13 protein-coding genes are annotated in these 11443 nt (G+C 70.1%); 8 read left to right on the forward strand and 5 right to left on the reverse strand.

The window, feature by feature from the left end; all coding sequences use genetic code 11:
• The first annotated feature begins 64 nt into the window (after positions 1-64).
• Complete coding sequence (locus PSS76_RS01265; RefSeq protein ID WP_005516693.1) at positions 65-436, forward strand: nuclear transport factor 2 family protein; 372 nt, start codon at positions 65-67, stop codon at positions 434-436.
• 123 nt (positions 437-559) lie between these two features.
• Positions 560-1090, forward strand: coding sequence for a HutD/Ves family protein (locus PSS76_RS01270; protein ID WP_231849539.1), 531 nt, complete (start codon positions 560-562; stop codon positions 1088-1090).
• A gap of 9 nt (positions 1091-1099) precedes the next feature.
• Here PSS76_RS01270 and PSS76_RS01275 read toward each other — a convergent pair whose 3' ends face one another.
• From PSS76_RS01275 to PSS76_RS01285, 3 genes are read right to left on the reverse strand one after another with little or no spacing between them, the layout of a single operon-like run.
• Positions 1100-1783, reverse strand: coding sequence for an SDR family oxidoreductase (locus tag PSS76_RS01275; protein ID WP_005516695.1), 684 nt, complete (start codon positions 1781-1783; stop codon positions 1100-1102).
• A 21-nt stretch (positions 1784-1804) separates the two neighbouring features.
• A complete protein-coding gene (locus PSS76_RS01280; RefSeq protein WP_337455759.1) occupies positions 1805-2158 on the reverse strand; it encodes a hypothetical protein in 354 nt (117 codons plus the stop codon).
• Between the two features lie 13 nt (positions 2159-2171).
• Positions 2172-2531, reverse strand: coding sequence for a hypothetical protein (locus PSS76_RS01285; RefSeq protein ID WP_337455760.1), 360 nt, complete (start codon positions 2529-2531; stop codon positions 2172-2174).
• Positions 2532-2642: 111 nt separating this feature from the next.
• On the opposite strand from PSS76_RS01285, the gene PSS76_RS01290 reads away from it, so the two are divergent.
• The 6 genes from PSS76_RS01290 to PSS76_RS01315 all read left to right on the forward strand — a co-directional run bounded on the left by PSS76_RS01290 (position 2643) and on the right by PSS76_RS01315 (position 7587).
• A complete protein-coding gene (locus PSS76_RS01290) occupies positions 2643-3116 on the forward strand; it encodes a MarR family winged helix-turn-helix transcriptional regulator (RefSeq protein WP_013417663.1) in 474 nt (157 codons plus the stop codon).
• Positions 3113-3538 carry an organic hydroperoxide resistance protein gene (locus tag PSS76_RS01295; RefSeq protein ID WP_005516699.1) on the forward strand — a complete coding sequence of 142 codons (426 nt, stop codon included), beginning with the start codon at positions 3113-3115 and terminating at the stop codon, positions 3536-3538. Before PSS76_RS01290 ends, PSS76_RS01295 begins: the two co-directional genes overlap by 4 nt.
• A 37-nt stretch (positions 3539-3575) precedes the next feature.
• Positions 3576-4601: a PHP domain-containing protein gene (locus PSS76_RS01300; RefSeq protein WP_005516700.1), complete on the forward strand. Its 1026-nt coding sequence runs from the start codon at positions 3576-3578 to the stop codon at positions 4599-4601.
• 16 nt (positions 4602-4617) lie between these two features.
• Positions 4618-5955: a glucosylglycerate hydrolase gene (gene ggh / locus PSS76_RS01305; protein WP_005516701.1), complete on the forward strand. Its 1338-nt coding sequence runs from the start codon at positions 4618-4620 to the stop codon at positions 5953-5955.
• Between the two features lie 96 nt (positions 5956-6051).
• A complete protein-coding gene (locus PSS76_RS01310) occupies positions 6052-6786 on the forward strand; it encodes a glycoside hydrolase family 25 protein (RefSeq protein ID WP_022598631.1) in 735 nt (244 codons plus the stop codon).
• Positions 6787-6798: 12 nt separating this feature from the next.
• A complete protein-coding gene (locus PSS76_RS01315; protein WP_175272102.1) occupies positions 6799-7587 on the forward strand; it encodes an SDR family NAD(P)-dependent oxidoreductase in 789 nt (262 codons plus the stop codon).
• A gap of 3 nt (positions 7588-7590) precedes the next feature.
• On the opposite strand, the gene PSS76_RS01320 is transcribed toward PSS76_RS01315, so the two are convergent.
• A complete protein-coding gene (locus PSS76_RS01320; protein ID WP_231849619.1) occupies positions 7591-9195 on the reverse strand; it encodes an ABC transporter in 1605 nt (534 codons plus the stop codon).
• Between the two features lie 134 nt (positions 9196-9329).
• Complete coding sequence (locus PSS76_RS01325; RefSeq protein WP_337455761.1) at positions 9330-11291, reverse strand: hypothetical protein; 1962 nt, start codon at positions 11289-11291, stop codon at positions 9330-9332.
• Positions 11292-11443: the final 152 nt, after the last annotated feature.

Genomic DNA, 11443 nt, shown 5'->3' on the forward strand with positions numbered 1-11443 from the left:
TGAGCCGGGTTACGCTCCGCGCGCACGACCCCGAAATCCGTTCCACGAGCAAAGGTTCGCGAGCATGGCATCCGCAGAGGACATCAAGAACACCGTCGCCTCCTACATGAAGGCACTCGAGAGCAAGAGCGCCGACCAGGTCGCGGCCCTGTTCGCGGAGGGTGCCACGGTCGAGGACCCGGTCGGCACCGAGCCCAAGCGGGGCGTCGAGGAGATCCGCGCGTTCTTCAAGGCCATCGAGGCGATGGACCAGACGGCCGAGCTGCTGACCATCCGCGTCGCCGGCAACAGTGCCGCCTTCCACTTCCGCACGGTCTCGAAGGTCGGCGGCCAGACCTACGTCATGGAGCCGATCGACGTCATGACCTTCGACGACGACGCCAAGATCACCAGCACCCGCGCGTACTGGGCGCAGGAGGACATGATCGTCAGCTGACGGCGACATGTCGCGCGGTGGGGTGTGGTCCGAGTCCGGGCCGCACCCCACCGACGTTTTGACCCCCCTGGTTGTCTATACAAGACTGGACGGGCAATGGTGGGCGATGTCAGCGGAGGAATTGTGAACGACGGACCGTACTCGCCCGGCGCCCCGGCGCTCCGCAGTACACGTGACGACCGCGCAACGGTGCGGTGGCGCAACGGTCAGGGCACCACGCAGGTTGTCGCCGAGACCGAGACGTGGCGGGTGAGCATCGCGGACGAGCCGACGGCGTCGACGTTCTCGGTGATCGACGGCTACGACCGACTGTTCATGCCGATCGGTGGGGTGCCCGTCGAGTTGACGGGTGCCGGTGATGCGACCCCTCGCATCGTCGCGCCGCTGGAGACGACGGCCTTTGCCGGCGAGTGGGCCCCGGCGTGCCGGGTGGAGACCCCCACCCGGGCACTCAACGTCATGGTGCGGCGCGGCGCGGCCACCGCGACGATGCGGTTCGGCGAACCGCCCCGGACCGCCGATCCCACCGAGCTGGTGGTCCTCGTGGATCCGGTGACGGAACTGGCGTTGCTGCTGCCGCCCGGGAACGGCGACACCGTCGAGTTCACGAGCCCCTGCGCGATCGTCACGGTCACGGCACTCGCCCGTCCCTGACGGGACGTCCTATCGCGGTACGGGGCGCAGCACGATCTCGGTCGGATGCGCGTCTCGCGGCGTCTCGACGGCATTCCGGACCGCTCGCGCGACCGTCTGCGGGGTGAGGAAGGCATCGGCGTCGTACTCGCCGCCCTCGGACGCGACGATCGCGCGCTGCATGTCGGTGTCGATGCGGCCGGGATGGATCGACGTGACGCGCAACCCCGGCTCCTCGAGCCGCAGCGCATCGGCGAAGGCACGCAGCGCGAATTTGCTTGCGGCATAAGCGCCCCAGCCCGCATTGGCACGTAACCCCGCGCCCGAGTTGATCAGTACCACGTGCCCGTTCGCGGCCCGCAGGGCGGGCAGCAACAGCCGGGTCAGTTCCGCCACCGCGACCACGTTGGCCTCGAAGGTCTTCCGCCACATGTCGACCGACGTCTCCGAGAGCGTCCCCAGTTCGGCGACGCCGGCGTTGTGCACCAGCACCTCGAGCCGGTCGATGTCGGCGACGGCGTCCGCGACGGCCGCGTGGTCGGTGAGGTCGACCGGCCACGGTGCGGCGCCGAGCTCGCCCACGATCTGCTCGAGTGATTCGGCGCTGCGACCACCGAGGATCAGCTGATGGGTGGGTGCGAGTTCGCGGGCGATGGCGGCACCGAGACCGCGGCTGCCGCCGGTGACGAGGGCCGTCGGATGCTGGGAGACCATGCCCCGAGACTAGACCGACGATCACCCGGCCGGGGTCGTGAGTGTCGGCTGTACCGCGCCGTGCGCAGGTAGACCGGGGCCACCCGGCAACGGCGGGCCGGGATTGTCGAAGGGGTTGTCGTTGAACGGGCCGGGGGCACCCGGGCCGTTGCCGTTGGTCGGCAGCGTCGTCTCGTGCTCGGGGATGTAACCGAAGGAATTCGTCTGCTGCAGACCGGTTTCGTCGGTTGTCGACGTCGGTTGCTGCGGGAATCCGTGATTGGCCGTCTGCGACGCGCGGTCGCATCCCGCCAGGCCGAGGCTCGCGACTGCGAGTGCGGCGACGCCGCCGACGGCGATCCGCCGGGGAAGCGGTGAGTGGTTCGGCGGGGTCATGGGTCGCCTCCGCTCAACCGGCCGGGGTGGAGAGGGTCGCGTCTGCGGGCACCGGGACGACGACGGCCGGGTCGATGCGCCCGCCGCCGAGTTCGAACGGGTCGTCCTCGATGCCGCCACCCTCCGGTCCGATGGGATCGGTCTCGAGGGTCGTCTCGTGCTCGGGGATGTAGCCGAAGGAATTGGTCTGCTCGAGACCGCTCGGGTCCTCCGGCGAGTCGGTGCCTTCCTCCTCGGTGGTGAGCGTGGCGGGATTCGACTCGGCCTGGTCGTCGCCTCCGGCGACGGCGGCCCCGAGCAGTCCCGATGCGACGGCCGTGGCGGCCGCTGCCGCGACCATCGCGCCGCGGTGCTCGATCGTCTGTCGATTCATGGCTCTGCCTTTCGTGCAAGTGCTCGGCAGCCCCTTCTCCAGCATGGCACCGGCAGGCGCCGTGTGCAGATGTAGGTTGTGCACAACATTGTTGTGGTCTACATTCATGGTGTGACCGACGACCTCGCACTGGACCGGCAGGTGTGCTTCGCGCTGTACTCGGCGTCGCGCGCCACCACTGCGGCCTATCGGACGCTGCTCGCCGACCTCGGCCTGACCTACCCGCAGTACCTCGTGATGCTGGTGCTCTGGGAGCGGGACGGCCGGGGTGTCCAGGAGATCTGCGATGCTCTCCAGCTCGACACCGGCACACTGTCGCCGCTGCTCAAACGCCTCGAGGCCGGCGGTCTCGTCGACCGGCAGCGGGCCGGTGGCGACGATCGGCGCGTCACCGTCGGGCTCACCCCCGCCGGGGCGGCCCTGCGTGACCGGGCCTCCGACATCCCGGCCCGCCTCGCGCAGGCCACCGGGCTCGATGTACCGGAGCTGGAACGGCTACGCGACGTCCTCATGGCCGTCGGCCGCAATCTCCACCACGCGGATTTCGACACCCCCTCCACCGACAACCGAGAAGAGGCACCGTGAACATCGTCTACACCGCAGAAGCACTGGCCACCGGCGAGGGCCGCAACGGCCGCGCCCGGACGTCCGACGGACGTCTCGATCTCGAGCTCGCCATCCCGACCGAGATGGGTGGCAGCGGCAATGGCACCAATCCCGAACAGCTGTTCGCGGCGGGGTATGCCGCGTGCTTCCACTCCGCCCTCCAGCTGGTCGCGCGGCAGGCCGGCGCCGACGTCACCGATTCCGCCGTGGGCGCGCGGGTCGGTATCGGCCCCAACGGTTCCGGCGGCTTCGGACTGGCCGTGACGCTGGAGGTCTCGCTGCCGCACCTCGAGCGCGGAGAGGCCCTCGCGCTCACCGAGAAGGCGCACGAGGTGTGCCCCTACTCGAACGCCACCCGCGGCAACATCGAGGTCACCCTCACCGTCGCCGACGACGAATAGCCCTGCCGGACGCCGGTCCCGGAGGCACCATGGAGGCATGGCGAATCCGGGGCCGGTCGAGGCATTGCGGGAGGTCGCGTTCTGGCTCGAACGCGACCGGGCCGTCACGTACCGGGTGAAGGCGTACCGGCGGGCCGCGGACGTGGTCGCCGGTCTCACCGACGAGCAACGCCGAGCCCGGGAGCGCTCCGGCGACTGGACGTCGCTGCCCGGCGTGGGCGCGAAGACCGCCGCCGTCGTCGAACAGGCGGTCGCCGGTAAGGTGCCCGACTACCTGCAACAGCTCCGTGACGCCGCCGAGCCCATCGGCTACGGCGGCGACCTGCAGCCCGCGCTGCGCGGCGATCTGCACGTCCACTCGGACTGGTCCGACGGCGGCAGCCCGATCGACGAGATGATGCGCGCCGCGGCGACCCTCGGCCACGAGTACTGCGCGCTCACCGACCACTCGCCGCGGCTGACCATCGCGAACGGCCTGTCCGCGGAGCGGCTGCGCACCCAGCTGACGGCGGTGCGGGAGCTCAATCGGGAACTCGCGCCGTTCCGGATCCTCACCGGCATCGAGGTCGACATCCTCGACGACGGCGCGCTCGACCAGGAGCCGGAGCTGCTCGACGAACTGGACGTCGTGGTCGCGAGCGTCCATTCGCACCTGCGCGCCGACCGGGCGGAGATGACGCGCAGAATGCTGGGCGCGGTACGGAATCCGCGGGTGAACGTGCTCGGGCATTGCACGGGCCGCCTCGTCGAGGGCGCCCGCGGCGGCCGTCCGGAGTCGAAGTTCGACGCTGAGAAGGTCTTCGAGGCGTGTCGCGACCACGACGTCGCGGTGGAGATCAACAGCCGGCCGGAGCGTCGGGACCCGCCGAGCCGGCTGATCGATCTGGCCGTCGACATCGGTTGTCTCTTCGCGATCGACACCGACGCGCACGCGCCCGGGCAGCTGGCGTGGCAGGGGCTCGGCTGTGAGCGCGCGATACGGTGCGGTGTGGAGGCGGCGCGGGTCGTCAACACGTGGCCCGTCGACGAATTGCTCACCTGGACGCGCGCGTTCGCGGGGTGAGTCGCAGAATGGGACGATGATCGACCCGGGATTCACGCCCACCCAGCTCGCGGCGCGAGCTGCCTACCTGCTGCGCGGCAACGACCTCGGGACGATGACCACCGCCGCGCCGCGGCTGTACCCGCACATGTGGAGCTGGGACGCGGCGTTCGTGGCCGTGGGGTTGGCGCCGCTGAGCGTGGAGCGGGCGGTCACCGAACTCGACACGCTGCTGTCGGCGCAGTGGAGCAACGGCATGATCCCGCACATCGTGTTCGCGAACGGGGTCGACGGCTACTTCCCCGGCCCCGCGCGCTGGCAGTGCGGGGAACTGGCCGGACATGCGCCGATCGGTGTCGACACCTCCGGCATCACGCAACCGCCCGTGCACGCGATCGCGGTGCAGCGGATCCTCGACCACGCCCGGCGGCACGGCCGCAGCACCCGGGCGGTCGCCGAGGAGTTCCTGGACCGGCGGTGGCCGGACCTGATGCGTTGGCACCGGTGGCTCGCGCGGGCACGGGACCGCGACGGGAACGGGCGCATCACGCTGTTCCACGGGTGGGAGTCCGGAATGGACAATTCGCCCCGGTGGGATATCCCGTACGGCAACGTGATTCCGGGCCCTGTCCCGGCGTATCGGCGCGAGGACGTCACCGTCGTAACCGATGCCTCGCAGCGCCCGAGCAACGGCGAGTACGACCGCTACCTGTGGCTGCTCGAGGAGATGAAGAGCGTCCGCTACGACGACGAGGCGCTGCCGGAGAAGATGAGCTTCGCGGTCGAGGACGTATTCGTCAGCGCCGTCTTCGCGCTCGCGTGCGACGTGCTGGCCACGATCGGTGAGGAGCATTCGCGACCCAACGCCGATGTCCGCGAACTGCACTCCTGGGCCGACCACTTCCGTAAGGGCGTCGTGGCCACCACCGACGCGCGCTCCGGCGCGGCCCGGGACCTCGACCTGCGCACCGGGCGGTGGATCGCCACCGACACCATCGCGATGTTCGCGCCCCTGTTGTGCGGTGGCCTGGACCGGCACACCGAGCGAGGCCTGCTGCACACCTTCGAGGGTCCGCGTTTCTGCACCCATCCGGATCTGCGGTACGCGGTGCCGCCGTCCACGTCGCCGGTGTCGCGGGACTTCCGGGCGCGCGAGTACTGGCGCGGACCGGTGTGGCCCGTCATGACGTGGCTGTTCTCGTGGGCGTTCGCGCGTCGCGGTTGGGCCGAGCGGTCGCTGATGCTGCGTGCGGAGGGACTGCGGCAGGCCGCCGACGGCAGTTTCGCCGAGTACTACGAGCCGTTCACCGGTGAGCCGCTCGGCAGTATGCAGCAGTCGTGGACCGCGGCCGCGGTGCTGGACTGGCTCGGCTGATGAACCGTGTGGAACGCCGCTGTGAACTGTCTGTGAGATACCGATACCCGGTGCGAAACAGGCGCGCGCGGTGAGGAAGTCGTCTAGTCTCGGGCAATGCCGAGGAACCGTCGTCGCTCCCTGTCGCGTGTCGCAATACTGGCCATGGCCGGGGCGGTGACGCTGACAGCCCCCGCGGTCGCGGTGGCGGCGCCGCAGGGCGTCGACGTCGCATCGTGGCAGCATCCGGGGGGTGCGCCCATCAACTGGGGGGCAGTGCGCGGAGCCGGCTACGAGTTCGGCATGGTCAAGGCCACCGAAGGCCTGTTCTACACCAACCCGTACTTCGCGCAGGACTCGATCGCGATGCGCATCGCCGGAGTGGCGCGCGGCGCGTACCACTATGCGGACCCGTCGGCGTCACCCGAGGCGCAGGCGGCCTTCTTCGCCGCGAACGCGCTGGCGGTCAACCAGATCGGCGGCCTGCCCCCGGTGCTCGACCTCGAGAGCACCGGCGGTCTCGCGGCGCCGCAACTCATCGACTGGACGCGCCGCTACCTCAATTCGGTGCAGGCTCTCACCGGCCGTCAGCCGATCATCTACACGTACCCCAACTTCTGGCGTACCGCGATGGCGAACACCACCGAGTTCTCCAACTACCCACTGTGGATCGCCGACTACAACGGCGGCAACTACCCCGGCCCGCTGCCGGGTGGGTGGAAGAACTGGGCCTTCTGGCAGTACACCGACAGTGGCCGCATCCCGGGGGTGAACGCCGCCATCGACCTCAACGTCTACAGCGGGGCGATGGGCGATCTCAACATGTACGCGCGCAACTTCTTCGGTAGCTGAGTGCGCGCCGGTATGACGAAGCTGAGTGGAAAGACCGCGATCGTGCTGGGCGTGGCGCCCGGCAACGTGGGCCACGCCATCGCCCGTCGGTACGCCGACGACGGTGCCACCGTGCTCGTCGCGGGTCGGCGCCCGGACGCGCTCGCCGAGGTGGCCGACGGGATCGGTGCGCAGTGGCAGCCGTGCGACATCACGTCCGAGGCGGACCTGGATGCGCTCGTCGAGCGCGCGCGGAACCTGTTCGGACACATCGACGTGGGCGTCAACGCCACCGGGTGGGGTCTGCTCGCCCCGTTCGAGGACACCACCCGCGAGGATCTCGAGCGGATGGCGGCGGTCCAGTTCACCGGGCCCTTCCAGTTCTTCCAGCGGTTGGTCGCGAACATGCCGAGCGGCGGCTCGATCATCCAGATCTCGTCGGTCACGGCGTCGATCATGTTCGAGAACCACGCCGCCTACATGGGCACCAAGGCCGGTATCGACCACGTGATCCGGTGCATCGCCAACGAATACGGTGAGCGCGGGATCCGCGCCAACTCGATCGCGCCCGGCGGCGTCGCGGACGCCCCGATGTCGGGCGGTGGACTGAACTACCCACCGATCCGCTCGCTCTACCTGCGCGAGATCCCACTCGGGCGGGTCGGCATCGCCGAGGACGTCGCGAACGTGGCGGCGTGGCTGGCCGGCGACGAATCCGGTTTCGTCACCGGCCAGATGCTGCACGTCAGCGGTGGGCAGACGCTGCGCCGGAACCCGTCGATCGCGGACCTGATCGGAGCGGCCACGCCCGACCAGGCGTAGCTCTCAGCCACCCGGGGTGAGCTGACCGGTCACCCGGTAGAGCCGCCACATCTCGGGCTCGGTGCCGCCGTCGTTGCGCATCTCGAGCACGAGCGCGCCGACGCCACCCGAGCCGGTCTCGAACATCGTCGGGTACCGGCGGTTCACGGCGTCGGCCACGCCGCGCTTGGTGTTCGGGACCGCCAGGATGTACTGGACGCCGTTCCCGGCCGGGTCGTCGAGGATCTCCGCGAAGTCGGTGTCCGACGTGATGACGAACTGCTTGGGGTTCGCCGACGCCGTCACCACCGCAAACCCCTCGACGGTGTCGAGCAGGACGGAGCCCTCCGGCAGGTCGAGGCGGTCGAGGTAGTCGGCGATGCGCCGTTCGGCACCGAATGTGCGCAGGATCGCCAGCTCGGTGGGGTCCTGCCGGCCCGGGACGATCGCGCTCGCGATGGAGTGCTCGAGCGCGGCCAGCCGGGCGTTGCCCATCGCGACGGTCGTCACCGCGGTCGATCCGACGAGCAGGCACACCGCGAACGCGATCAGTGGTGACGGTCCCGGGTAGGCCGGGATCGGACGGGGTTCGGGTGCGAAATGCCCGGGGCGGTGCGAGATCACGGGCGCCCGGCTCGGGGTGAGCAGGACGACGAGCACGAACGCGAACGGGATGATCGTGATGTAGAAGCGCAGGAACGGGAACGTCGAATCCATCAGGTACAGCAGCGACTGCGTGCCGAGGACCGCGCCGAAGATCGTGAACGGGACCAGGATCTCGGCGTCGCGGCGGCGGTAGGCGAGCACGGCCGCGACGATCAGCAGCAGTGGTACCGCCGGCCCCAGCACCGCCATCTCCGTCAGCGAGAACACCGCCCGGTCGACGCCCGTGGTCGTGGCACCGCCGCCGGACTGCTCGAGAATCGCGCTGTTGCCGTACACCGACGAGAACTGTTGGAACGCGGTGCCGGTGATCAGCCAACTCGTGAACGACCACGCGACGAAGGCCGCGATACCGGGTCCGACGACGATCGACACCTCGACCGCGGCCGCCCACCAGCGATCTCCCCGCGCGGACTGCGGGGTGGGGCGATGACGGATCACGGTGACCAGGCCGACGAGGGCGCCGGCGACGATCATCGGGGCGATCGCGTCGTAGCGGGTGAGATAGGCGAGGGCCAGCGCGATGCCCGCCGCGATGAGGTCGTGCACGCCGTCGCTGCGCATCCACCGCATGAGCCGGCGGACGGCCCAGCACACGAAGAACACGAACGGCGCCTCGCTCATGCCGTTGGCCGCGTACATGACGATCATGGGGTTGAGGGCGAACAGCGCGGTGAGCACCACCACCAGAACCGTGGAACAGCCACGGTCACGCGCGATTCCGCGGATCTGGACGACGGCGCCGGCCATGAACGCGGCCGACATCACCGCCGCAGTCAGGTTCCAGCGCAACAACTCCGGCCACCAGTGCCCGAGGAAGCCGAGGGGCAACTGCGCGAACGCGGTCAGTGGTGTGAAGACGAATCCGATCGCCGCGAGGTGCGGGTCCCGGCTCAGGAGCACCCCCGAGACCGCCGCGACGCGGGACAACGAGTCGGTGAAGATGAATCCCACACCGACGTTCATCCACACGCCCACCGCGACGTAGGCGGTGAACAGAATCCCGTACAGCGCCCATGGCTTCCGCCGCTCGCGGACGCGTGGGGTTCCGCGTCCGGCGCCCCCCTGCGCGGGCGCCGGACGCAGGGCCGTCGTCGAGGTCACGACCGGCGCCGGCGCAGCCACACTGTCGCGCCGACCACGATCACGGCGAGGACCGCGGTCCCCGCGACGATCGCGACGATCGCGCCGGTTCCGATACCGGAGTCCTCCTCGGAGTCGGCCTGCGCGGCCACGTCGGTGACCTTGACGCCGATCGCGAACGGTTGCGCGTCACGCGGACCGATCAGGACGTCGCCGGTGAGGCGCGGGAACTGGGACGGATCGGCGTCGAGCCAGCCGAGCAACGCGTCGAGGTCGCCGGGTTCGCCGTTGGACGTCGCCAGCACCACCGTGCGGTTGCCCTGCTCGGTCACCTGCAGCGTGCCGTACGGGGTGGTCCCGGCGACGCCCTGCAGGGCGAGCAGTGCGGGGTCGGCCGACGCGAGCGGCGGCCGCACCGACTGCGGCAGATTGCCGTCGGCGGCGATCAGGATCGCCGGCAGCGTGTCGGTGGCGGCCTCGGTGAGCGGACGCACCCGCGGCTGCAGCGGCAGGTAGCTGCTGTGCTGCATCTGGACCAGGAGTTGGTTGGCCCGGCGCAGGTCGCCGAGGCCGTTGTCGCCGAGGCCGACGTCGACGGTCGGCAGCAGGGTCTGCGGCAGCGACGCGAACCCGCCGGGTAGCGGCGGCGACGCGAGGTGCGACGAGACGGTGCTGCGCGGATCGACCGTGAGCGACGACGCGTCGCTGGTTCCGCACTGGAAGTCCCCGGTGATGTCGAGCGCCACCGTGAGCGTCATGAAGCGGGACAGCAGGTTGTTCGGCACGTCGGCGCGGACGTCGAACCTGCCCGTCGAGTCGAGCGGCGCACTGGCCAGTTGGGTACCACCGAGACTCACGGTGAGGATGCCGCTCCGGGACGGCGGCAGCGGGACGTAGGTACCGAACAGGTGCGCCGACAGGTCGCGGATCGGCCGGCCGAGCTGGGTCTGATTGACCTCGATCGGCACCGCGATGCGGTTGAGGCCGGACGCCGTGAGCGAGCCGATCTTCAGCTGCTCGAGCGTCACCACGTCCTGGGCCACCTCCGGCACCTTCACCTCGGGAGCCGCGATCGCGCGACTGGCGGCCGCGTAGCCGTCGAGATTCGCCACGAACAGGTCCACCTGCGACGAGAGTGCGCTCTCGTTGCCGGTGATGCGCAGTACCGGCGCACCGGCGGGAGTCGGCTCCAGCCCGATTCCGGCGTCGGAGGCGCCACCGACGGCGATCGATCGCTCGAACAGGGCCGGGGCCACCGGCGGCACACCGGCACCGGCGGGCAGCTGGGCCACCTCGACGCGGGTGGGCTGATTGCCGTAGTGGTTGACGACGGCCGTGCTCAACGTCAATGCGGCGTTCTGCTCGGCCGCCGACGACGGGTCCGCGACGTAGATCGTCAGCTTCCGGAGAATCGGCGGCAGGAACTCGGCGGGGGACGCCGGTTGACGCTCGGCGCCGGCGTAGTCCACGGCCGCGTCACGCAGGGTCAGCGGGGCGAACTGGCTGCGGTCGTAGCAGCGGTTGTCGACGGGAATGTAGTGGCTCGTGATCGTGAGGTTCACCGACCGGTCGGTCACGGGCAGGCCGTCGAGCGGTACCGACAGCGGGATGCCGCCCTCGTTCGCGGCCGGGATCTCCACCCGCTGGACCACACGGGCGTCGGACCGGACCTCGAGCCACCCCTGCCGGAAGTCCATTGGGGTCGTGAGGCTTCCGGTGAGCCGGCGGGCCTGCAGCCCGTCCGGCACCGGGAGAGTGACGGTCACGGGCGCGGAGTCCGACACGAACTGCAGGTCGGCGGGGCGTCCCAGCTCGGGGAACGGAACTGACTGTCCGGTAGGGACAGTCGCGTCGCTGGAGTCCTGAGCCGACGCCGTGCCGGCTCCCGGCAGAAGCGCGGCGATCGCGACGAGCGTGCCCGTCACGAGCGTTGCGAGCCTGCGTCGCGGCGCGCGCGAGGGCGCCCCCGTCCTTGCCATGAACTCTCCCCAGATCGTCCTCTACGTGCTGCCGGCATCCGGTCGAGTGGGTCGACGACGGTCGGCTGAACGAAGGAACCCGAATCCGAAACTTCTTGTGCGCAGCCAGGGCCCGTCGGAACGGCCACCACGCTCACCTTCGTCGCGACCAT

This window comes from Prescottella sp. D32 (genome assembly GCF_037287305.1).
GTDB classification, from domain to species: domain Bacteria; phylum Actinomycetota; class Actinomycetes; order Mycobacteriales; family Mycobacteriaceae; genus Prescottella; species Prescottella equi.

What these genes read in the sequence shown, in the direction of transcription:
- PSS76_RS01285 (WP_337455760.1), bottom strand. Translation starts at nt 2,531, where the DNA reads ATGAATCGACAGACGATCGAGCACCGCGGCGCGATGGTCGCGGCAGCG.
- PSS76_RS01275 (WP_005516695.1), bottom strand. Translation starts at nt 1,783, where the DNA reads ATGGTCTCCCAGCATCCGACGGCCCTCGTCACCGGCGGCAGCCGCGGT.
- PSS76_RS01300 (WP_005516700.1), top strand. Translation starts at nt 3,576, where the DNA reads ATGGCGAATCCGGGGCCGGTCGAGGCATTGCGGGAGGTCGCGTTCTGG.
- PSS76_RS01320 (WP_231849619.1), bottom strand. Translation starts at nt 9,195, where the DNA reads ATGAACGTCGGTGTGGGATTCATCTTCACCGACTCGTTGTCCCGCGTC.
- PSS76_RS01325 (WP_337455761.1), bottom strand. Translation starts at nt 11,291, where the DNA reads ATGGCAAGGACGGGGGCGCCCTCGCGCGCGCCGCGACGCAGGCTCGCA.
- PSS76_RS01280 (WP_337455759.1), bottom strand. Translation starts at nt 2,158, where the DNA reads ATGACCCCGCCGAACCACTCACCGCTTCCCCGGCGGATCGCCGTCGGC.
- PSS76_RS01310 (WP_022598631.1), top strand. Translation starts at nt 6,052, where the DNA reads ATGCCGAGGAACCGTCGTCGCTCCCTGTCGCGTGTCGCAATACTGGCC.
- ggh (WP_005516701.1), top strand. Translation starts at nt 4,618, where the DNA reads ATGATCGACCCGGGATTCACGCCCACCCAGCTCGCGGCGCGAGCTGCC.
- PSS76_RS01315 (WP_175272102.1), top strand. Translation starts at nt 6,799, where the DNA reads ATGACGAAGCTGAGTGGAAAGACCGCGATCGTGCTGGGCGTGGCGCCC.
- PSS76_RS01265 (WP_005516693.1), top strand. Translation starts at nt 65, where the DNA reads ATGGCATCCGCAGAGGACATCAAGAACACCGTCGCCTCCTACATGAAG.